19 protein-coding genes and 1 riboswitch are annotated in these 22,786 nt (G+C 55.7%); of the genes, 12 read left to right on the top strand and 7 right to left on the bottom strand.

Features of this window, described 5'->3' with window-relative positions; genetic code table 11:
- Positions 1–86 precede the first annotated feature (86 nt).
- The 3 genes from NSS64_RS26555 to NSS64_RS26565 form a co-directional block, all read right to left on the bottom strand.
- Positions 87–1,349, bottom strand: coding sequence for an alpha/beta hydrolase family protein (locus tag NSS64_RS26555; protein WP_341142096.1), 1,263 nt, complete (start codon positions 1,347–1,349; stop codon positions 87–89).
- 933 nt (positions 1,350–2,282) lie between these two features.
- Complete coding sequence (gene nfsA, locus NSS64_RS26560) at positions 2,283–3,035, bottom strand: oxygen-insensitive NADPH nitroreductase (protein ID WP_341142097.1); 753 nt, start codon at positions 3,033–3,035, stop codon at positions 2,283–2,285.
- Positions 3,036–3,232: 197 nt separating this feature from the next.
- Positions 3,233–4,576 carry an aminotransferase-like domain-containing protein gene (locus tag NSS64_RS26565; RefSeq protein WP_341142098.1) on the bottom strand — a complete coding sequence of 448 codons (1,344 nt, stop codon included), beginning with the start codon at positions 4,574–4,576 and terminating at the stop codon, positions 3,233–3,235.
- Between the two features lie 208 nt (positions 4,577–4,784).
- Here NSS64_RS26565 and NSS64_RS26570 point away from each other — a divergent pair, with 208 nt between their 5' ends.
- The gene (locus NSS64_RS26570; protein WP_341142099.1) at positions 4,785–5,723 is read left to right on the top strand and encodes a DMT family transporter; all 939 of its coding nucleotides are present in this window, start codon (positions 4,785–4,787) and stop codon (positions 5,721–5,723) included.
- 166 nt (positions 5,724–5,889) lie between these two features.
- Here NSS64_RS26570 and NSS64_RS26575 read toward each other — a convergent pair whose 3' ends face one another.
- The 3 genes from NSS64_RS26575 to NSS64_RS26585 form a co-directional block, all read right to left on the bottom strand.
- Positions 5,890–8,343 carry a heavy metal translocating P-type ATPase gene (locus NSS64_RS26575; protein ID WP_341142100.1) on the bottom strand — a complete coding sequence of 818 codons (2,454 nt, stop codon included), beginning with the start codon at positions 8,341–8,343 and terminating at the stop codon, positions 5,890–5,892.
- A 118-nt stretch (positions 8,344–8,461) separates the two neighbouring features.
- Positions 8,462–8,662 (bottom strand): copper ion binding protein, encoded by a 201-nt coding sequence (locus tag NSS64_RS26580; RefSeq protein WP_036732845.1) that lies wholly within the window; start codon positions 8,660–8,662, stop codon positions 8,462–8,464.
- Between the two features lie 294 nt (positions 8,663–8,956).
- Positions 8,957–9,304: a metal-sensitive transcriptional regulator gene (locus NSS64_RS26585; RefSeq protein WP_341142101.1), complete on the bottom strand. Its 348-nt coding sequence runs from the start codon at positions 9,302–9,304 to the stop codon at positions 8,957–8,959.
- A gap of 268 nt (positions 9,305–9,572) precedes the next feature.
- Here NSS64_RS26585 and NSS64_RS26590 point away from each other — a divergent pair, with 268 nt between their 5' ends.
- The 9 genes from NSS64_RS26590 to NSS64_RS26630 all read left to right on the top strand — a co-directional run bounded on the left by NSS64_RS26590 (position 9,573) and on the right by NSS64_RS26630 (position 17,600).
- On the top strand, positions 9,573–11,093 hold the full coding sequence (locus NSS64_RS26590; protein WP_341142102.1) for an MDR family MFS transporter: 1,521 nt from the start codon (positions 9,573–9,575) through the stop codon (positions 11,091–11,093).
- Entirely contained in the window at positions 11,071–11,664 is a 594-nt protein-coding gene (locus NSS64_RS26595) for a PadR family transcriptional regulator (protein WP_445667816.1), read from the top strand. Before NSS64_RS26590 ends, NSS64_RS26595 begins: the two co-directional genes overlap by 23 nt.
- A gap of 259 nt (positions 11,665–11,923) precedes the next feature.
- The gene (locus NSS64_RS26600) at positions 11,924–12,136 is read left to right on the top strand and encodes a hypothetical protein (protein WP_036699028.1); all 213 of its coding nucleotides are present in this window, start codon (positions 11,924–11,926) and stop codon (positions 12,134–12,136) included.
- 65 nt (positions 12,137–12,201) lie between these two features.
- The gene (locus NSS64_RS26605; RefSeq protein WP_341142103.1) at positions 12,202–13,179 is read left to right on the top strand and encodes an aldo/keto reductase; all 978 of its coding nucleotides are present in this window, start codon (positions 12,202–12,204) and stop codon (positions 13,177–13,179) included.
- Positions 13,180–13,701: 522 nt separating this feature from the next.
- Entirely contained in the window at positions 13,702–15,018 is a 1,317-nt protein-coding gene (locus tag NSS64_RS26610) for a hypothetical protein (RefSeq protein WP_341142104.1), read from the top strand.
- Position 15,019: 1 nt separating this feature from the next.
- On the top strand, positions 15,020–15,622 hold the full coding sequence (gene sipW, locus NSS64_RS26615) for a signal peptidase I SipW (protein WP_341142105.1): 603 nt from the start codon (positions 15,020–15,022) through the stop codon (positions 15,620–15,622).
- Between the two features lie 99 nt (positions 15,623–15,721).
- Complete coding sequence (locus NSS64_RS26620; protein WP_340945174.1) at positions 15,722–16,318, top strand: TasA family protein; 597 nt, start codon at positions 15,722–15,724, stop codon at positions 16,316–16,318.
- 39 nt (positions 16,319–16,357) lie between these two features.
- Positions 16,358–16,948, top strand: a complete 591-nt coding sequence (locus NSS64_RS26625; protein ID WP_341142106.1) for a TasA family protein — start codon at positions 16,358–16,360, stop codon at positions 16,946–16,948.
- Positions 16,949–17,267: 319 nt separating this feature from the next.
- Entirely contained in the window at positions 17,268–17,600 is a 333-nt protein-coding gene (locus tag NSS64_RS26630; protein WP_036732876.1) for a helix-turn-helix domain-containing protein, read from the top strand.
- A gap of 148 nt (positions 17,601–17,748) precedes the next feature.
- Here the strand turns inward: NSS64_RS26630 and NSS64_RS26635 are convergent, their stop codons facing one another.
- On the bottom strand, positions 17,749–17,892 hold the full coding sequence (locus NSS64_RS26635; RefSeq protein ID WP_143803895.1) for an anti-repressor SinI family protein: 144 nt from the start codon (positions 17,890–17,892) through the stop codon (positions 17,749–17,751).
- Between the two features lie 34 nt (positions 17,893–17,926).
- A riboswitch (cyclic di-GMP riboswitch) is annotated at positions 17,927–18,030 on the bottom strand.
- Positions 18,031–18,457: 427 nt separating this feature from the next.
- Here NSS64_RS26635 and NSS64_RS26640 point away from each other — a divergent pair.
- Positions 18,458–21,325: a 2-oxoglutarate dehydrogenase E1 component gene (locus tag NSS64_RS26640; protein WP_341142107.1), complete on the top strand. Its 2,868-nt coding sequence runs from the start codon at positions 18,458–18,460 to the stop codon at positions 21,323–21,325.
- A gap of 59 nt (positions 21,326–21,384) precedes the next feature.
- Positions 21,385–22,698: a 2-oxoglutarate dehydrogenase complex dihydrolipoyllysine-residue succinyltransferase gene (gene odhB, locus NSS64_RS26645; RefSeq protein WP_341142108.1), complete on the top strand. Its 1,314-nt coding sequence runs from the start codon at positions 21,385–21,387 to the stop codon at positions 22,696–22,698.
- Positions 22,699–22,786 lie beyond the last annotated feature (88 nt).

Below are 22,786 nucleotides of genomic sequence, written 5' to 3' on the forward strand. Positions count from 1 at the left end.
TATGGCTCCAATCCTTATATGTAGTCAAAGATCTGCGGTGCTGAAAGGACAGCACCGCAGATCCGGCCCTAATCCTGTAAAATCGCTTACTGCGCCTGTTGTAGCTGAATGTTATAATCGAGCACCTCATCCAGCCAGTCAAACATCACCTGGTAGCTGAGCGGCAGATTGTTGAGCTGGCAGTGCAGGTCGGCACCATCCTCTTCCGTCCCCTTAAATATCGCGTTCTTCTCATTCGGAGCCTTTTCGAAAGTGTCTACCGCCTGCCGCTGCATCTCAGGATGCTCCGCTTCCGAATACATGGAGAGCAGGGGGCATTTGACGTCCTTCGGATCAACCTCCATCACTTCACCGGCTGAGCCATGCCACCCGGCAATGCTGTCCAAGCCATGGGACCAGGCCAATCCGGCGAACAGGACCTGGCCGGTGTAGGGCATCTTTTTGCTCGCTTCCGCCGCTTCCTCTGCAGTGCCCCGCAGGAATGAAGGCATCCCGCGTTCAATGAAGGTCGCCATGGAGTACACCGGTGAGTTCGGCACTGCCGCTGCGAAGCGGTCGTCACAGCTGGCGTGCACCATCGTCTTGGCCCCGCCATAGCTCATGCCGCTGACTACCAGCCGCTCAGGGTCCACATCCGGACGGGCCAGGACGAAATCCGTGGTGGCTCTGTAGACACTCCGCAGCTCCTCGCGCGGGAAGTTCCGGGCGGTCGCCTCAGGCTCATAGAATCTGACACATACATCATAAGGAAGATCTACGATCAGCGCGTTATATCCCCGGTCAATAGCCGCTTGCCCTCCGAGAAAATAGGTGTCTTCCTTGTGCGTCTCCCCGCCGTTATGGAAGATAATTGTTGGCTTAGGCGCATTTCCGTGCTCTGCCTTCAGAAAGCACCCGGGGAACTTATACCCTTTGTATTCCACCTCGACCCACTCATGGGGAATCTGCTCAGACTTTGCATCAAGCGCCTTGCGGAAGCATTCCACACTTTTACCGTGATACCGCGCGAAATCCGGTTCGCCGGGAAAAGCTCCATAGAAGGCTGCCCTGTAATACGAATGGGCACGGATGAAGGCCTCACCGGCGCTGATCAGATGGCCCTTCTTCAGGCTTCGCTCTGCATTGGCCTCAATTTTAACAGCTTCCTTCTCGAATTCAGTCTTCCAGCTGGTTAAAGAGTTCGGATCGATGTTCCGTGCAAGCTTGAATACTTCCCCCTGTGACACACCGCCGCAGTGTACGAATGACAGCAGCCACTGGAACGTAAATTCAATATCATCGCGCTCGAAGAATACCTTGTGCGTCAATCGCGCAGCCACCTTTGTCTCTTGCCCATCTACCTGTACCATACCATTCTCCTCCTTCTCCGATCTATCCTTTCAAGATCATCCACAGCAGACACAGCCGCGAAGCGGAAGAGGGAATTAGGCTACGGCGCGATTCCGGGCCCGGGTGTTGGCGTCCAGCGAAATCCAACCTCTAACCAGATTTTAGCACTTTCCATATTTATGCGCAACACGCAATATTTCTCGTTAAGCAACATTTCCTTCTCGCGGCTTCGCGCTGGCACATTGCGATTGTATTCGGTTTTCCACGTACATTTGGTCCACGCGCCTCAGCAGTTGCACATTGTATGTTGTTTTCGGCATACATTCGCCTCGCTCACCCCCGCAGTTGCACATTGTATGTTGTTTTCCACATACATTCGCCTCGCTCATCCCTACATTTGCACATTATATGTTGTTTTCGGCATACATTCTCCACAGCCCCTGCAGTTGCACATTGTGTGTTGTTATCCACATACATTTACCCCGCTCACCCTTGCAGTTGCACATTGTATGTTGTTTTCGGCATACATTTACCCCGATATCCCCGTATTAGCACATCATGCGACGTTTTGCCTATCTCTGACCACTTTTGATGGTTTTCACTCTCACCAACCGCTTGTATGGAGCAACATTGTTGCAGTTTTTGCAGGATTTCTCCAGACATGTTACTGGCTGCGGCGCAATGTTGCAGGATTTGCAGGAATTTTGGTGTTTTGAGCAAGTTAGCGCTGGCATAGTTGCATTTCGTGCAGGATTTCTGCATAGGCCGCTTATATTGGGCAGCATTGTTGCATTTCTTGCAGGAAATTTCAATATTTGTTACTGGCTGTGGAGTATTGAGCCTACGTACCTTCGCGCCAGCCTACTGTATTCGGTTATCCGCGTACATTCGGCCCGTGCGCCTCCAATCAAAAAAAGCCTCCCCCGCGACCACGGGGAAGGCTCACCAAATCTCTACCGCTGCATGAATCCCTTGCCAAGCAGGAATTCCTTCATGTGCAGCCGGGCAGGCTGAGCCAGCCGGCCCGCCATCATCTCCGACCAGGAGGCTGCGCTCTGGCCGCCGGTACGCTCGCGCATATAGTCGCTGGAGATCGCGTCGTACACGCGGGCCTGTTCCACTGCGGCTTCGGCATTGTAGCCGTTATGATGCAGCACCGCTGCCTGCGGCAGGCGCGGGCGGATACCGTTCACGGCGGCCGGATACCCGAGGCACATGCCGAAGACCGGATAGACCAGCTCCGGCAAGCCGAGGAGCTCAGATACCGCGGCGATCTCATTGCGGATGCCGCCGATATAGACAATGCCGAGGCCCAGCGATTCAGCGGCAACCGCCGCATTCTGCGCGGCCAGCGCCACATCGACCGTAGCCACGATCAGATTCTCAGCCGTGTCCTCGTAGGACGGCTTCCCCTGCAAATGCGGAGCCGATGCTTCCCGCAGCCTGTACAGATCAGCACACCACACCAGGAACACCGGACACTGCTCGATGTACGCCTGATTGCCCGACAGTGCGGACAACCGTGCCTTAAGCGCAGGCTCAGTTACAGCAATAACCGTGTATGCCTGGACATTGCTGGAGGTCGAAGCCATCTGCCCCGCTCCAATCACTGCTGCCAGCAGCTCGTCGCTGACCGGCTTGTCCTGGTACTGGCGGACAGAGGTATGACGGTTCAGCAGCTCAATGGTTTCATTCGTGGGTTTCATTATCGTACCGCCTCTCTTCACTCATAGATAAGCCTATTATGATCCCTTTTCGCCGCTCAGACAACAAGGAGGGCCTTCCAGCCTCTTTCGCCCTCTTTCGCCCTCTTTCGCCCTCTTTCGCCCCCTTTAGCCTCTTTAGACTCTTCCTTCCTCTTCCGCTTCTTCCTACTCTTGCGCCTCTTTCGCCTCTACGGCCTCTACCACCCGCTCCCGCGCTTCACCTCCTGGACAATCGCCCGGATTCCCTCATCAATCTGCGTAAGCCCCGCCCGGGAAATACTGATGCGCAGGAATTTGTCGCGGGTCTGGTAACCCGGCAGATAGAAGCCGTTCCCCGGCACCACGCGGATCTGCCGCCCGGCCAGGCGCTTGACCAGACGCTCCAGATTGACGGTGAGCGGCAGCTTGAACTGGATATAGATGCCGGAGCTGTCCGCAGAGGCTTCGATGAAGCCGTCCGTATTATGCCGCGCGAGTGCTTCGTATACCGCGCGGATTTTTTTGGCGTACATGGCTTTGATCTTGTGCCTGTGATGCCCGTACATCCCGTTCTTGATGTATACCTCAAGCGCGGCCTGCGACAGCAGCGAGGTATCGGTGTAGCCTTTATAGGAGCGGAAGGCCTCCAGCAGCGGCTGCGGCACCACCACCGCACCAAGCCGGAGGCCCGGAAAGATGATTTTGGAGAAGCTTTTGAGATAAATGACATGGGAGGTCTGGTCATACGCATAGATCGGGTCATAACGCCGTCCGATCCCCAGATCCGCCATATAATCATCCTCGGCGATGTAGACATCGTATTTGGCTGCCAGTCCGGCAATGGCCTTGCGCTCCTCTGTGCTGTACGTTGTCCCGAGCGGATTGTGATATCTGGGCATCGTATAAAAAAATTTGAATCGCCCGCTGGCGAACCGCTCCTCCAGCTCCTGCAGGTTAATGCCCGCCGCCGAACGTCCGATTCCGCTCACCGGCAGCCCCTCAGCCTCCAAATACCGCAAAAAAATATCGTACCCCGGCTGTTCCACCAGAATCTCCGTCCTGCCGCTGGGAAAAGGCATTCTGGCCAGTATCTCCAGCGCCTGCTGAATCCCTGAGGTAATCAGGATCGACTCCGCCTTGGCGAACACCTGATACTCTGCCAGATGCGACACCAGGGTGCGCCGCAGCGTCTCAAGCCCCAGGGCATCGCCATAGGTGAACAGATGGTATTTGTACTGGTCAATCGCCTTATTGAGACAATGCTGGAAGTCCAGGTACGGAAAGACGTTCAGATCCGGCGAAGCCGAAGCAAAATCAACCGTCCCTTCACTCTCCCCCGCTGCCGAATCCGCACTCTTGTCCACCATGTAATAGCCGCTCTGCGGAATAGAGTAGATCGTATGCGTCCGCTCCAGTTCCCCGTAAGCCTTCAGAATGGTACTGACGCTGCAGCCGTAGATTGCTGAAGCACTGCGCACAGACGGCAGCTTATCCCCCGGGCGGTACTGCCCTTCCTTCATCTGCCGCTCAAGCTCTGTAATCACCTGATGATACTTGTTCATCGCCCGCCTCCGTTCGCCGTCATTACCACGCTATGCTGTGTATTCTATCCTATTATTCTTCCCTTATTATATAGGGATCGCAGCAGACTGTACCGGTACAGTTGAGGAAAGCTTGTGTTGTTGGTGTATGCCTTTTCCTTTAATTTTAAAGTAATAGATCGAATGTTTACAGCATCCAATCTTCACTAACCCACAAGGAGATGTACCCATGCACAAACAAGGACTCAAGCTGGCCTACAGCTTCGCCGTACTCAATGCGGTCATTATCGGCTTCTCCTTCCTGTTCACCAAAGTAGCTCTGGTTCATGCCGGGCCGCTCGACACGCTGACCTTCCGGTTTGCTGCCTCTTTTGCCGTCATGTCGGTTCCGGTCGCCCTCGGCTGGGTCAAGGTTTCCTACCGGGGCAAGCCGATGGGCCGGGCACTGCTGCTCGCCGCAATGTATCCGCTCGGCTTCTTCACCCTGCAGGTCTTCGGACTTCAGCGCGCCACCTCAGCCGAGGGAGGCATCCTCTATTCGTTCACTCCGGTGGTGACGATGATCATCGCCGCGATTGTCCTGAAGGAGAAGACCACCCTGCTGCAAAAGCTGTGCATCTTCCTCTCGGTATTCGGCGTGGTATTCATCTTCGTCATGAAGGGAAGCGGCATTCAGCTGTCCAATATGACCGGGATTGTGCTGCTGTTCATGACTTGTCTCGCTTTTGCCGGATACAGCGTGCTGGCCCGCTCCCTCTCCAGCCACTTCAGCCCCGCTGAGCTCAGCTACCTGATGATGGGGGTCGGCTTCGCCACCTTCCTGATCATCTCGCTCACCGGACATACCGTCAGCGGGACGCTTGGAGATTTCCTAAATCCGCTGGGAAGTGCAACGTTTGTCCTGTCCGCCGTATATCTGGGGGTAATCGCTTCGCTGGTCACAACCCTGACTTCAACCTATATTTTATCCAAAATCGAGGCCTCCCTCATGAGCGTCTTCACCAATCTATCCACCATCGTATCCATTGCAGCCGGAGCAATCTTCCTGGGTGAGCAGATCACGGTCTATCACTGGATCGGATCCTTCCTGATCATCGCCGGGGTCATTGGCACGAACCTGCTTGGCCGGAAAAAGACCGCTACGGCTTCCGCATCAACCGGCGAATAGAGCAAGGATATACGGAATAGGTCTATATAAGGCGCATATTCTGGCGTTCGCCGCCCTCCGCTGCTTATAAAAAATAAAGAATCGCCGGCAGATGCACACCGGCAATTCTTTGAGTTGCGCCCTTCCGTCCGTCCGGATGACCCGGCTGCGGCAGGCCGCATGATTCTTACAGCTTGACGCGTTGTAACCGCAGCGCATTCAGTACCACAGATACCGAGCTGAAGGCCATCGCAGCTCCGGCCAGCCAAGGGGCCAGGAAGCCGAGCGCCGCAATCGGGATGCCGAGCGTATTGTAGGCAAGCGCCCAGAACAGATTCTGCCTGATATTGCGCATGGTCTTGCGGCTCATCAGGATCGCATCCGGGATACTCATCAGATCGCCGCGCATCAGCGTAATATCCGCCGCCTCCATCGCCACATCCGTGCCGGTGCCAATCGCCATGCCCGTATCCGCGGTCGCCAGCGCCGGAGCATCGTTGATGCCGTCGCCGACCATAGCCACCTTGACCCCGCCGCTCTGGAGCCTGCGGATCTCTTCCGCCTTGCCCTCAGGCAGCACCTCCGCCAGCACCGTGCGGATGCCCGCCTGATCCGCAATCGCCTGGGCCGTAATCTTGTTGTCTCCGGTAATCATGACAACCTCGATGCCCATGGCCTGCAGCCGGGCTACCGCCTCGCGGGAGGTCTCCTTGATGGTGTCAGCCACGGCAATCACTCCCGCTACCGCATCATCGACAGCTATTAGCATCGCTGTTTTGCCTTCCTGCTCCAGCTTGGTCATGATTCCTGTCCACGGTCCGATATCCAGTCCGTTCTCCACCATCATCCGCCGTGTGCCTACGCTTACCTTCTGGCCGTCCACTACCGCCGACACGCCGCGCCCCGGTATCGCCTCGAACTGGCCCGCAGGCGGCAGGTCGATTCCTCTGCCCTGTGCACCAGCCACTATGGCCTCCGCCAGCGGATGCTCCGAGAGCTTCTCCGCAGCCGCTGTAATCGACAGCAGACGATTCTCGGCAAGCACCCTGCCTTGTGTCTCATTTCCGGCAGTCGCTACGATATCGGTCAGCACCGGCTTGCCGTTGGTCACGGTCCCGGTCTTATCCACGACCACTACCTTCACGCCCTGCGCAGCTTCCAGATGCTCCCCGCCCTTGAACAGGATGCCGAACTCGGCGGCCCGGCCGGACCCGGCCATAATCGAGGTTGGTGTCGCCAGTCCCAGAGCGCATGGACAGGCGATGACAAGCACCGCAATGGCTTTTTCCAGGGCCTCCGCGAACTGCCCCGGCGCTCCCCAGATATACCAGACCCCGAAGGTTACAATAGCAATACCGACCACAATCGGCACGAAGATCCCGGAGATGACATCGGCAATCCGCTGGATCGGCGCCTTCGAGCCCTGCGCTTCCTCCACGACTCTGATGATCTGTGCCAGTGCCGTATCACGGCCGACCTTGCGGGCTTTGACCCGTAGCATGCCGTTCTTGTTCAGCGTAGCTCCGATAACGGAATCCCCCGGCTTCTTCTCTACCGGGATACTCTCGCCCGTGAGCATAGATTCATCGACGGAGGACAGCCCCTCCACGACTTCACCGTCTACAGGCACCTTGGTGCCCGGCTTCACCAGCACAATATCGCCGATCACTACATCCTCGACGGGAATACTTAGCTCTGCACCGTCCCGCAGCACCAGTGCAGTCTTGGCCTGCAGCCCCATCAGGCTGCGGATCGCATCCGATGAACGGCCCTTGGCCAGCGCCTCGAACCACTTGCCTACGAGAATTAACGTGATCAGCACCGCACTGGTCTCGAAATACAGCTCCACAGTATGGTGCATCCCGCTCATTTTCAGCGAATCAATCGTCAGGTACAAGCTGTAAAAATACGCCGCCGAGGTGCCCAGCACCACCAGCACATCCATGTTGGCACTGCCGTTCTTCAGCGCCTTATAGGCACTGACATAGAACTGCCAGCCGATCACGAACTGAACCGGGGTCGCCAGCACAAGCTGGAACCAGGGATTCATGAATAGCTCAGGCGTCCAGATCCAGGTTGTGAACGAGAAGTGGCCCGCCATAGCCCAGAGCAGCGGTAGGGACAACAACGCGGAGATCATCCACTTATTCCGCTTGCGTGTAATCTCTTCACTGCGCTGCTCCGCGATATCCTTCCGGTCCTGCTTAAGCGCCGCCTTATAGCCGATGCTGCTCACCTTATCCATAATCTCGGCTGTACTGACATTGCCCGGCGAATATTCCACATGCGCAGTCTCCAGCGCCAGGTTCACATTCACGGCCGCAATCCCCGGCATCCGTCCCAGCACCTTCTCAATACGAGCCGAGCAGGCAGCACAGGTCATGCCGGTAATATCGAAATCCGCCGACTCCTTCAGCGTATCATAGCCCAGAGAGCGGATCTTCTCCTCCATGTGCGCCACATCTGCAACTGCCGGATCGAAGCCCACTGTAGCCTGCTCCAGCGCCAGATTGACATTCGCCCGGGATACCCCCTCCATGCGGGACAAGCCCTTCTCAATCCGCGTCGCACAAGCAGAGCAGGTCATGCCGGTAATTTGCAGCGTGGTCTGCTGCGGGGCGGACTCTGCACTCTTTTCCATTCTTAAGCACCTCCACATACCCCCAAGGGGTATATTTATTTTGAAAAGAAAAGGCATTGGCGCCCGGCCCTGTACCCCAGGGTTCCCTGCTCCAAGCCCTTATATTACAACCATTAGCTTACACCACGTCGTAGCCCTGATCTTCAATAGCAGCCTTGATCTTATCCAGGCTTACCGTATTCTCATCGAATTCAACCGCCACCGTCTTCGCCGGCAGATCCACCTTCGCCGCAGCGCCTACGCCGCTAACAGCCTTCTCTACAGCACTTACACAATGACCGCAGGACATTCCTTCAACATTCAGTGTTACATTCGACATTTGAATAACCTCCCAATGTTATTTAGCATTTGCTTAATTGTAAGCGAATGCTTGGTCTTTCGGCTCCTCATATGCCTGAAGAGTTTGATCTTGAGAAAATAACAATAGATGATAGTAACGGAGGGGAATTTTGAAACTGCAGGAGCGCCAGCGACCGCCTTGTCCACGGATTTCTACCGCTACGGCGGTATCAATCATGAAATCTGTGGACAACAGCGGCCGAAAGTTCTAAATTCACCGCAGTTACGGTCCTCATCATTGAATTTAGACATTCAAACTCTCCAGGCCCCATCTTTATTTCATCAGCTTGTTCACCGTGACCAGCAGCTCGTCAATCACCTCATGCTCACCGGCTTCGATCCGTTCGATAATACAGCTCTTCATATGGCCTTCAAGCAGCAGCTTGCCGACACTGTTCAGGGCCGCCTGCACCGCCGCCAGCTGATTCAGCACATCATCGCAGTAGGTATCGCGTTCAATCATGCCTTTCACACCGCGGATCTGCCCTTCAATCCGGTTCAGCCGGGTTGTCAGCCCATTCTTGAATTCCGGCGAGTGATGACTCTTGCGGCCGCCGGAGGCAGAAGAATGGCACGTTTCACCGTGCTCCTGTCCGCCAGGGTCCTTCTCATTTGTAGACACAGGAATCAGCCTCCTTATGTACCAATATAATATACCCCCCATGGGTATGTCAAGACCTTAGCGGACAAGCCCCCTCCGCCCCTCCTTCAGATACTTTGCCCTATTGCAGCTGGAATAAAGGACCGGCCGATAAGGAATACCAAGTACACGCATGAAAGTTCCCAAGCAGATCCCAACCCGTCTGTCCTCCTGAAAAAAACAATTGCCACCCTATTCAAATTTGAATATAATGAAATTCCATTGAATTTTAAACATAAAGGAGCTTAACATGCACACCAAAGAAAGTAATCTCAAGCTAGTCATTGTCGGATTGCTGCTCGGCATTCTGATGTCGGCCATGGATAATACCATTGTTGCCGCAGCTATGGGCACGATTGTGTCCGATCTTGGAGGACTGGATAAAATCGTCTGGGTCACCTCTGCTTATATGGTCATGGTTATGGCCGGCACCCCGATCTTCGGCAAATTGTCCGATATGTACGGGCGCAAGCGGTTTTTCATCTTCGGGCTTATCGTGTTCCTGATTGGCTCCGCCCTGTGCGGAACATCGGCGAGCATTACCCAGCTCAGTATTTACCGTGCGATTCAAGGGATTGGCGGCGGTGCTCTGATGCCGATTGCCTTCACGATTGTCTTCGACATCTTCCCGCCTGAGAAAAGAGGCAAGCTCACCGGACTCTTCGGCGCTGTCTTTGGGATCTCCAGTGTGATTGGGCCTCTGCTTGGTGCTTATATCACCGAATATATGAGCTGGCACTGGATTTTCTATATTAACCTGCCGATCGGGATTGTCTCGTTCTTCCTTATTATGACCTCCTACAAGGAATCCATCTCGCATTCCAAGCAGCGGATTGACTGGGGCGGCGCTTTCACCCTGGTGGCAGGGATTATCTGCCTGATGTTCGCCCTGGAGCTTGGCGGTAATCAGTATGCCTGGGACTCTGCGGCCATTCTCGGACTGTTCGCTGCGTTCGCCGTGCTTCTAATCGCCTTCATTATCATTGAAAAATTCGCGGCAGAGCCGGTCATCTCCTTCGCCATGTTCCGGAAGCGCCTGTTCGCAACCAGCAGTATTCTGGGGCTGTTCTATGGTTCGGCATTCATCGTAGCAACGGTATATATCCCGATCTACGTCCAGGGGGTATACGGCGGCTCGGCCACCAACTCCGGCCTGATTCTGATGCCGATGATGATCGGTACCGTAATCGGCAGCCAGTCCGGCGGCCTGCTTACTACCAAAACGAGCTTCCGCAACATCATGCTGCTGTCGGCAGTCTGCTTCGTGGGCGGGATCTATTCACTCAGCACTTTGACCCCGGAGACCTCCCGGATGGCGCTTAATGCCTTCATGGCCTTGACCGGCTTCGGAGTCGGCTTCTCCTTCTCTGTACTCAGCCTGTCTTCGATCCAGCATTTCGACATGCGCCAGCGCGGCTCGGCAACGTCCACCAGTACCTTCATGCGCTCGCTCGGGATGACGCTGGGGATAACGATCTTCGGCATCATCCAGCGTAACCACTTCGCCTCTGAGCTTAGTACAGCCTTCGGCGACAGCGGTCAGGCCGCTTCCTTCGGCGACCCGCGTTCCGCGTTGACGCCTGAGGCCAGAGCACAGATTCCGCCGCCTGTCCTGGAGAAGATTACGAATTCACTGTCTTCATCGATCTCGCATACCTTCTTGTGGGCCATCGTTCCGGCGGTGCTTACCGTGGTCTTCGTCCTGCTGATGCCGAAGGACCGTCTGCTGCCGCAGGGCAGCCAGCACGGTGCAAAGCAAGGCCAGCGGTAAGCCCATGCCGATGAAGCTGCTGATTCTGGGACTTCTGCTGGAGCGGGATATGCATCCCTACGAGATTACCCTGGTCATGAAGGAACGCTCCATGGATCAAGTCATCAAGCTGCAGACCGGTTCCTTGTATTATGCCGTTGACAAGCTGGCCGCAGGCGGTCATATCGAGGCGGTGGAGATCATTCACAGCCCGGACCGGCCGGATAAGACCATCTACCGCATTACGGATAAAGGCAAGGAATTGATGGAGCAGCTCATTCTCCAGCAGATCAAAAAAAGTGATCCGCCGTATCATCCTCTATATATGGCCCTGGCCCTCGCGCGTCATATCGACCAGGGCAAGGTGGCGAAGCTGCTGGAGGAACGTATCCGGGAGGCGGAGCATCAGGTGAATTATGCCTATCAAGTATACGAGGAGCATATCTCCATCGTGCCCCGCTCGGTGCTGCATATGATGTACGGCAGATATGAACACAGCCAGACCGAGCTGAAATGGCTGAAGCGCCTGTATGAGGATGTAGCCGTCCGCAGCATGAATGATATCGGCAGACCGATTATCGCAGACGAATAGAAGTAGATAACAGCTGTGATTGTTTAGCGGAGACCATATGTGTTTATTAGCAAGTGGAAACGGCTTTACTGTCCTTTTAAAGGGCGGTACCGTTTCAGCGGGAAATAGAGGGATAAGTTATAGTGTGAAACATAAAAATTTTTATATTTGAAGCAAACCGCTGGCGAGCGGGTTGGGCATCCGGCTGTACTACAGTTTCAATTCGTGCGGTGTGCCGGCCCCGCCTGGCGGATACTCTGGAAAGGGAAGTGAAGCTGCGATGAGCGATGACAAAAAGCCGATCAGAGACGAGCGTGACCACCCGGAGCAATACCCTACGGACAAGCCCAGCCTGTTCGATGTAGATGAGAGCCAGCAGCATGTAGACCCGATACCCGTAGAGGACCTGACACTCGAGAAAGAGGAAGAGAAGGATAAAGAGACCACGAAACACCGCTCCTCCAGCGACAAGAGATACCACACCGGGTTCTGAAGGTGTATGCTTTTCCGGTAACCTAACCGGAGCATGCTCAAGCTGAATATGATGGAGGGATCACATTGCTGAATGCGTTACCCCTTAACCGGCGCGGCATACCTGCCAGCCGTATCGCCCTGGGCTGCATGGGGCTGGGCGGCGGCTGGGACCGTGAACCGGTCACGGCTGCGAATATGAAGCAGGGGCATGAGGCGCTGGATGCGGCGCTGTCTATAGGTATTAATTTTTTTGACCATGCGGATATCTATACCCGGGGCAAGGCAGAGAAGGTGTTCGGACAGATCTTCAAGGAACGGCCGGGTCTGCGCGGGGACATCCTGCTCCAGTCGAAATGCGGCATCAAGCTGATGGAGCCAGGCGATATCTCCAATAGCTTCGACCTCTCCAGGGAGCACATTCTGTCCAGCGTCGATGGAACTCTCGCACGGCTGGGCACAGAGTATATTGATATTCTGCTGCTGCACCGCCCCGACCCGTTAATGGACCCTGAAGAAGTGGCGGAAGCGCTCCATCAGCTCAAGGCCTCCGGCAAGGTGCGCCACTTCGGCGTCTCCAACATGAGCGCCGCCCAGATCCAGCTGTTACAGACTTATTGCGACGAGCCGTTCATTGTCAACCAGCTGCATATGAGCCTGTCCCGGATCAGCTGGGTTGACGCCGTGCTCAGCGTGAACCGCGACCCGTGGAAGGACATTACATTCCCGGAGGGCACCATGGAGTATTGCCGTGCCGGGAACATCCAGCTTCAGGCCTGGGGCCCCCTGGCCCAGGGACTCTTCAGCGGACGGCCGCTTGAAGGCCAGCCGGAGAATGTTGTGAATACAGCAGCCATGGTACAGAGACTTGCTGACGAGAAGGGCACAACGCCCGAGGCTATCGTGCTGGCTTGGCTGATGACCCATCCCGCAGCTATTCAGCCCGTCATCGGCACCGTGAATCCGCAGCGGATCGCCGCCTGTGCGGGAGCAGACCAGCTGGAGCTGTCCCGCAAGGAATGGTATGAGCTGTACGTCACCTCGCGCGGGGAGAAGCTTCCTTAAGGGTGTAGTTTGCTGGAGATCCGGATTATTGGGCAGGTACACTGAAATTGAACAGGTGCATCGGAGAGGGTACTATCCTTTTATGGACAGTACCTTCTTTGCCGTGGAATACACTAAACCCCATCGTTTAGCCAACTGGTGCCTATCCCTCACCGTCGGATTGTGTTGCGGCCAACACCTTGTATCCTCTGCTTTCGCCAGATTCAGGAGCACTAGTGCTCCTCCTTTCCGCGTATCGCCCACTTTCGCCGGATTCAGGTGCACTAGTGCTCTTCACTACTCTCCCTACCTCCCCATGCTCACCCCTCTCATCGTTCTCTATAAAGAACATTTGTGAAAAACAGCGATATCCTCAGATAAATCGAGATATCCCATACATTTCGTACTTTATTGCGAACATTCCGCTGAAAATAACATTTTTCTTTTCTGAGCAGCGCGGTGTATGATTTGCTTACGATATCGTTCTTTATTAAGAACGAATATAACGAATTATTCATTAGCAACTCGAGAGGGGGCTTAGCTATGTACCCCAGATCTGCCAAGCGGCGCAAACGGAAAACGAAGAAGCTCGGCCTGCGGATTCTGCAATCGGGTATGGCCGTATCTGTGCTCCTGATGTACACCTCAGGCCAGATCGGCAGCACCTACGGAGAGTTCAACACCTCCCAGGAACAGATCAGCTCCATCGGGCTGTGCCCGGTTTTCCCGGGTCAGATTGAGCAGTTGTTGTCGGAATTCAGCGGGCATCTAAACACCGTCATAGAGCTGAAAGCTTCCCTTGGCAGCCATAGCATCAGTGGAGTGTATAACACCTCAGTCGCTGCCGGGGAGCTGTCGCTGGCAGAGCTGGATCAGGCTGCGGACGAACTCTCGTCTGAGCTCACTCAAGCTGGCAGCGAGATCGACCTGCTGGAGAAGCAGCTGAGCTTCAACGGGACGGTCTGGCAACACATTCTGCAGGAAATTGGCAATGCAGCTGCCATTCTGCACAAGCTTGGAGGATATATGGTGAATCTCGACCCTAACTGTCTGGAAATCCGTGACGCTCAGTTCTTCGACAAACTTCAAGAGAGTCTTCATCAAAGCGGGATTCTGTCGGAATCGCTGGCAGAGACATTAAGCGGAATTGTGCAGTATCTTGGCTCGATTCATGATATCGGCGGATCCTTGCCCACCGGTAATCCGGACCGCGTCTTGCTCCGGCAGGATGACTACAGCTTCCCTGCTGAAGAGCCTATTCTCACGTTCGTAACCAGCGCCTACCAGGCAGATTCGCAGGTATCCCCCGCGCTGCTGGCCACGTATGAGCAGTTGAATACCGAATTAACGGCGTCCAAGGATAGCCTGTCCTCCACCATCCATACCTTACAGGAGCGGCTCACAGAAATCGCTGAAGCCAAAACAACCCTTGAGGACAAGGCGAAGGCACAGCAAGAGGAAGAGGAACGCCTGGCGCTTGTAAAGGCCGATAAAGCCAGAACGGAGGAAGCCGAACGGCTCGCCATAGAGAAGCAGAAGGCTGCTGACGAAGCGCTGAAGCTGGAGCTTGAACAAGAACCAGCCGGGAACCAGCCGGCCGCAACCAGTCTTCCTGACAAAAGCCAGCCGGCAGAGGAGCCTGCTCCCGCAGCGCCTGTAGGGGACAATCCAGCCCCCACAGCTTCAGCAGCAGCAGAGGTTATTCCCACTGCCACTCCGGCGCCGGGGCTTCTTTTACCGGAAGCAACTCCAGATCTACTACCCGGCAGCGTAATTCCGGGCACTGTAATGGACGGCGCGCAGCCTGCTCCTACAGCTACACCGGCTCCACAATCCGACACCAGCAAAGGCGGCGAATAAGATGCGCATCCGAAAAATAGCCAATACGATAATTTCCACTCTGATTCTTATAGTGTTCCTGGTGCTGATCACAGCCGTTGTCATCTCCAAAGCCTCCGGCGGCGAGCCCTCCTTCTTCGGCTACCAGATCAAGACGGTATTATCCGGCTCCATGGAGCCCGGCATCCAGACCGGTTCCATTGTGGCCATTAAGCCGGGCGGGGACATGACCCGGTTCCAGAAGGGCGATGTGATCACTTTTCTGAATCCCGATAATATCCTGATTACCCACCGCGTGGTCGATGCCGAGCTGAACAGTGCTCTGGGGGAAGCCAGCTACACCACCAAGGGCGACAATAATGATTCTGCCGACACCGCAGCCGTTAGTTCCACGAATGTGGTAGGTGAGTACACCGGCGTGACCGTCCCCTATGTGGGCTATGCCATGAGCTTCGCAGTCTCCAAAGCCGGAAGCGTAGTGCTGATGATTATTCCCGGACTGCTCCTGCTGCTCTACGCGCTGTATTCTTCCTGGAAGGCCGTTGCGGCACTGGAAAAGAAGAACGTCTCGTCTTCCACAACCAGCGGCGGCGGGCCGGATACTCTGACTGACCTCGTACAATGATTGATTGTCCTCTCCCGTTTACGAAACGCGGAGCCACAATACAGCTTGCCGGAAGCACCGGCTATGCACAAAGCAGACTCATAAGAGAGGGATGAACAAATGAACGTCAAAAAAACATTAGGTCTCGGCGTTGTATCGGCAGCATTAGGCTTAACCCTGGTCGGCGGAGGCACCTTCGCTTACTTCAGCAGCACTTCTACTTCCTCAGCTTCTTTTAACAACGGAACCCTATCATTACAATCTGATCCCTCCGTCATTGTGAATCTCAGCAATCTCAAGCCGGGCGATACCGTCTTACGGGACTTCAAACTCAAAAATGACGGGACGCTCAATATTCCCAAAGTGGTACTGCGCACCTCATCGGCCATTACAGACGCCCAGGGAGACAACGGCTCCCATAATTTCAAGGATGATATTATTGTGACCTTCCTCGTGAACAAGGATAAGAAGGAATCGCCGCTCCTGGTCATCTCGCTGGCCGATCTGGAGCAGGAGAGTCCCGATCTGGTGGCCCGGGGAATTGTCGGAGCGATCTTAGGCGGAGAGAAGTCCGGCATCAAAGCCGGCACCTCGGATAACCTGACCATCCAGTTCGCCTTCAAGGAGACCCTCCAGCCGCAGAACTATTATCAGGGCGACACGCTTGCACTGACTCTGAATTTCGAAGCCAACCAGGAAAAAGGCACGCTCCAATAATTCCACAACAAAACAAACCATTCGAGGAGGAAATCAATCATGGGTATCAAAAAAACATTGGGTCTTGGCGTAGCATCGGCAGCACTGGGCTTGTCTTTAATCGGCGGGGGCACCTTCGCTTACTTCAGTTCCACAGCTACCAGCACGGCAACCTTCGCAGCGGGTACGCTGAAGCTCGGCTCTTCCTTCAATACTCCGGTAGCGCTGACGAATCTGAAGCCGGGAGATTACACCGTCCGCACCTTCACCCTGTCCAATGACGGCACACTGGATATCAAATTCCTGAAGCTTGCCACCACTTACACTGTGACTGATGCCAAGGGAGATAACGCAGGCCAGGATCTCGGAGACCACTTCAAGGTCAAGCTCCTCGATAGTACGTACACCGGCGGTTCACTAAGCGGTCATGTGCTGTCCGAGATCTCCTTGAAGGATCTGAAAAACACCCCCAGCTACGATCTCGTAGCAGCAGGTGTACTGCCAGGCGGGATTGCCGCCGCCGGGTCCAAGACCTTCAAGATCGCCTTCGAATTCGTAGACAACACGCTCGATCAGAACATTTTCCAGGGTGACGGCTTAGCGCTGAACTGGACCTTCGATGCGCTTCAAGGAGTGGGAGAAGCCAAGTAGATCAGGGGCCAGCCTATACAAGTGAACATGGCTTTGCCGTCCTTTTATTAGGAAGGCAGCGTTTCAGCAAACCATCAAGACGGCATATCCTCCCCCATCCGGGCCGGGTATGCCGTTTCTTTTTCCCGCTGCCGGGTTCAATGATTTTTGTCCGTTTTGCGGATTTTTGTTATACTGACAAGAGAAAACGGCTTGGCCGGCCTTTGAACGGGCGGTACCGTTTCAACGAGAAGGATAAGGAGAATGTATAGCGCGAAGCATATCACTTCTTATCTTTTACCAAAAAAGTACGGAGGGCGTTGTAATCGTGTCAGATACTATGGGAAGCCGCATCCACAAACTCCGGCTGGAGAAGGGCTATTCGTTATCCGAGCTTGCCGATAAGGCTGATGTGGCGAAATCATACCTCAGTAATGTGGAACGGAACATTCAATCCAACCCCTCCATTCAATTCATCGAAAAAATCGCTGACGCGCTTCAGGTATCCATTCATGCACTGCTGTATGGCGGATTGGCAGAGACGGAAGAACAGGCTCTGGACGGGGAATGGTTCCGGCTGGTTCAGGAGGCCATGGCCTCCGGTATAAGCAAACGCGAATTCAAGGAATTCCTCGATTACCAGAAATGGCGCATGGAACAAAAGGACAACTAGACGAGCATTGTATGCCATAGGGAAGACTCCGCACGGCAGGGAGACTGCCGCCTTCGGCGAAGGCATCCTTTCAAGCGGCATACAGAAAAGGCACAGCGTACCGGACGCTGTGCCTTTTCTGTATGTATCGCAGCAATGATGACCGCCCTTACATCGCCTGGAGCGCCTTCTCACTTAGAAACCGGCGGATATCCTCCGCCGCGATCCCCGCCTGCTTGGCAGACATCAGCAAGTGCACCCATTCTAAATCCAGATCTACTGCCTGCAGCTCGTCATTCCCCTGGTTGGACATATCCAAGAAATCTCCTCCTAGAATTTTCGCGTCCCCAGGCAGTCCGGCCATCATAGTAGTATTGCTACTTTGTAGTATTTCTACTTTAGATCCGAGACTTTGTGCCCCTGTCTTTCGGCAGGTTTACCTTTTACTGGACCCTTTCCATCATGAAAGGATCTGGCAAGAATCGATGAAACCGTTCTCCGCAATAACATTATACAAGATCATGTGAGATTAGTGTGTCGTTTTCTGGAATTTTTTTATGATAAAATGTGAGGAAACTTAGCTGAAATTGCCAGCGGCTTGTATAAATATTTCCAGTTCCAAGTTCAAACCCTATGTAATAGTTTAATTATACTAAAGGGAACGCTATCCGCTCCGCCTTATTTCTATTTATGATAGTTCCGTATGAATACTGTAATGAATCATGCCAAATTGCGAACGGATTGCGCGAAAGTATGAATTGATTACCCCGCCGGAAAGTAGCACAATAAGGTGAGAATGAAACCGCAAACATTTGCAGCTCCGCCAAGTGGCACACTGGATGCCTCGCGTGGAGTTTATCCGTTAGGAGGACCTATTCATGGCAGTCAAAGAGCCCTATAACGACACAGTATGGAGCAAATACTACGGCCCCAACCTGGGCTACATTCAAGAAAGATATGAGCAATTTGTCAAGGACCCCTCTTCTGTTGAACAGCATTACCGCGATCTCTTCACCGTATCCGGCCCCCCTCCACTGGCACCCGATGCCGAGAGGGCTCCAAGGCCTGCCGTATCAGCAGATGCCGAGTGGCTCAAGAAGGCTGTCAAGGCCTCGAAGCTGATCGCTAATATTCGAATATATGGCCATATGGCCGCAGACATTGACCCGCTGGAGCGCAGCACGAACCCGATGGCCAAATGGCTGGAGCTGGAGACCTACGAGCTTACCCGCGAGGATCTTAATGCCCTGCCCGCTTCGCTGATCTGGGATAATGCCCCTGCGGATGTGCATACCGCGATGGATGCCGTCCACAGAATGCGCCAGGCCTATACACAGACCATTGCTTATGAATTCGGGCATGTGCATGATGAACGCGAGCTGCGCTGGCTCAACAGCCAGGCGGAATCGATGACCTCCCCTGCCCCGCTGAATAATACAGAACGCAAAGAACTGTTGAAGCGGCTGGTTCAGGTGGAGCATTTCGAGACCTTCCTGCACAAGACCTTCGTCGGCCAAAAGCGCTTCAGCCTGGAGGGCAATGATGCCCTTGTGCCGATGCTGGATGAAATTGTGCGGGCTGCCGCGCATGACGGCGCAGAGCATATCCTGATGGGCATGGCCCACCGCGGAAGACTTAATGTGCTGGCTCATATTCTGGGCAAGCCTTATGATATTATTTTCTCAGAGTTCCATCATTCGCCGAACAAAGAGCTGTTCCCTTCGGAAGGCTCTATGGGTGTGACCTACGGCTGGAGCGGTGATGTGAAGTACCATCTCGGGGCTGACCGTGCCGTCCGCGAAGGCGAGACCGTACGCACCCGGATCACGCTGGCCAATAACCCGAGCCATCTTGAATTCGTCAATCCTGTAGTCGAGGGCTTCACACGCGCCGCACAGGAAGAACGCAACGCTCCGGGACTGCCTAAGCTGAACACAAGCAAGGCTATGGCTGTGCTGATGCACGGCGATGCAGCCTTCCCCGGCGAAGGTATTGTCGCTGAGACGCTTAATATCGGCAAATTGCAGGGTTATCAGAATGGCGGTACCGTGCATATTATCGTCAATAACCGGATCGGCTTCACCACAGAGAGCGAGGATTCCCGCTCCACCCATTATGCCAGCGATCTGGCCAAAGGGTATGAGATTCCGGTCGTGCATGTCAATGCCGATGACCCGGAAGCCTGTATTGCCGCAGTCCGTCTGGCCAGCGCTTACCGCCATATGTTCAAGAAGGACTTCCTGATTGATCTGATCGGCTACCGCCGCCACGGACATAATGAAATGGATGATCCCGAGACGACCCAGCCGATTGTGTACGGCAAAGTGCGGAACCACCCTACTGTGTACCGCGCTTATGCAGAACGCCTGGAGCGCGAGAAGGTAATCACAACCGATGATCTGAAGAACATGATTGCCGAGGCGGAGAGCGTCCTCCAGCAGGCCTTCGATCAGATGAAGGAAGGCAAGCAGAAGAATGCGGAGTCCAAAGCCGCCGTCGCCCTGGATAACGACAGTCCTAAGCAGCGTCCGACCGCCTTCCCTCTGGCCGGTCTGCAGGAGATTAACCGCGAGCTGCTGCGCGTACCGGCCGGCTTCAAGGTCTATCCGAAGCTGGAACGGATTCTGCAGCGCCGCAAGGATGCGCTGAATGACGGAGAGCGGGTAGACTGGGCGCTGGCAGAGACACTTGCCTTCGCTACCATCCTCAAGGATGGCACGCCGATCCGTCTCAGCGGACAGGATTCACAGCGCGGCACCTTCGCCCACCGCCATCTGGTGCTGCATGACAGCGAGAACGGCGAACTCTATTCTCCGCTGCATCAGCTGAGTGATTCCAGCGCTTCGTTCGGCGTCTATAACAGTCCGCTGTCCGAGGCCTCTGTCCTCGGCTTCGAATATGGTTATAACGTGTTCGCACCGGAGACCTTCGTCATCTGGGAGGCTCAATACGGCGACTTCGCCAATGCCGCTCAGGTTATTATCGACCAGTTCATTTCCGCCGGCCGTGCCAAGTGGACGCAGCGCAGCAATCTGACGATCCTGCTGCCTCACGGCTATGAAGGCCAAGGACCAGAGCACTCCAGCGGGCGAATGGAACGGTTCCTCCAGCTCTCCGCCGAGGAGAACTGGACGGTAGCCAACCTGACCAGCGCTGCGCAGTATTTCCATCTGCTCCGCCGTCAGGCCGCGCTCTGCGGACAGCCGGATGCCCGGCCGCTGGTGATCATGGCGCCGAAGAGCCTGATCCGCAACACGCGCAGCACCTCGGCCGGAGCGGACCTCGCTTCGGGCACCTTCCAGCCGGTTCTTCCCGAGCCGCTGCTCGGCAGTAAGCCGGAAGCCGTGAAGCGCCTCGTGGTCTGCAGCGGCAAGGTGGCCATCGACCTGCAGACGGAGCTGGAGGCCGCGCGCGGACAGGACTTCTCCTGGCTGCACATCTTGCGCATGGAACAGCTCTATCCGTTCCCGGAACGCGAGCTTGGCGCTCACCTTAGCGGCTTCAGCTCTCTGGAGGAGATCGTCTGGGTGCAGGAAGAACCGAAGAATATGGGCGGGTGGACGTATGCCGAATCCCGGCTGCGCGCCATCGCACCGCAGAAGGTCACCGTCCAGTATATCGGCCGTCCGGACCGTTCCAGCCCGGCCAGCGGCTATGCGGATGTTCATAGCTTCGAGCAGCGGCGCATTGTCCGGGAAGCCCTGAAATTGAATGCTGCAGTGCAAGCACCTGTACCGTCTTCCTGAGCACAGCAAGGCGGTCATCCGATATCACGCACACCACTATATTTGGGGAGGTACGGCCTGTGTCCGAGATAAAAGTACCCGATTTGGGCGAATCGATTTCCGAAGGAACGATCTACAAATGGCTGGTGAAAGAGGGCGACACTGTCGGCCAGGGGGATGTGCTAGCCGAGCTTGAGACCGACAAGGTCAATCTCGAGATCAGTGCGGAGGAGGACGGCGTCATCTCCTCCATCCTGCGCCAGGCGGGCGAGAACGTTGCCGTTGGCGAAGCCATCGGCATCATCGGCAGCGCCGCCGGTGCACCGGCCGCTGGCGGCAGCCAGCCGGAAGCGGCCGCACCGCAGAGCAGCAGCGCGCCTGCTGCTGCCGCAAGTGCATCAGCGGCTGAACCGGCCGCTGATGATGGTATCGCAGCGGCTGAGCCTGCCGCTGCTGGCACTGCGGCCCTGGCTTCGCCGGGGGCGCGCAAGCTGGCACGGGAGCGGGGCATCGACCTCGGAGAGGTCACTGCCCGCGACCCAATCGGCCGGATCGGTCAGGCCGATGTGGATGGTCATGGCGCAGCCGGGCCGCAGGCCGCTGCGCCAGCAGCTCCGGCGGCTGCCGCGCGGCCGGAGCCGGCGAAGCCCGCGCCGCCGGCAGCGGGCAAGGCGCCGCACGCTGAGGACGGCAAAGCCACCGAGCGCAAGCGCATGTCGCGGCGGCGGCTGACGATTGCCAGCCGCCTGGTCGAAGCGCAGCAGACGGCCGCGATGCTGACCACCTTCAACGAGGTGGACATGACCGCCATTCTCGACATCCGCAAGCGCCGCAAGGATGCCTTCAAGGAGAAGCACGAGGTCGGACTCGGCTTCATGTCCTTCTTCACCAAGGCCGTCATCGGCGCGCTCAAGGCTTACCCGATGCTGAATGCCGAGATCGACGGAGAAGATCTCCTGCTCAAGAAATATTACGACATCGGCATTGCCGTAGCTGCCAAGGAAGGCCTGGTCGTACCCGTCGTCCGCGATGCCGACCGGCTTAGCTTCCCGGAGATCGAGCGGCGGATCGGCGAGCTGGCCTCCAAGGCGCGCGCCAATACGCTCAGCCTGCCGGAGCTTCAGGGCGGAACCTTCACGATCACGAACGGCGGAGTGTTCGGCTCCCTGCTGTCCACACCGATCCTCAACACCCCGCAGGTCGGCATTCTCGGCATGCACAAGATCCAGCTGCGCCCCATCGCGCTGGATGAGGAGCGCACGGCCAACCGTCCGATGATGTACATCGCCTTGTCCTACGATCACCGGATCGTGGACGGATCAGAAGCGGTCAGCTTCCTGGTCAGAGTCAAGGAATTGCTGGAGGACCCTGAGTCGCTGCTGCTGGAAGGTTAATTCTCCGGCCACACAGTTTCTCCATCCACTTATCTGATAAACACAAAGGCACCCGGCGGAGCGTAACCCTACGCTTCCCGGATGCCTT

This window comes from Paenibacillus sp. FSL H8-0122, from assembly GCF_038005345.1.
Lineage (GTDB): Bacteria > Bacillota > Bacilli > Paenibacillales > Paenibacillaceae > Paenibacillus_AQ.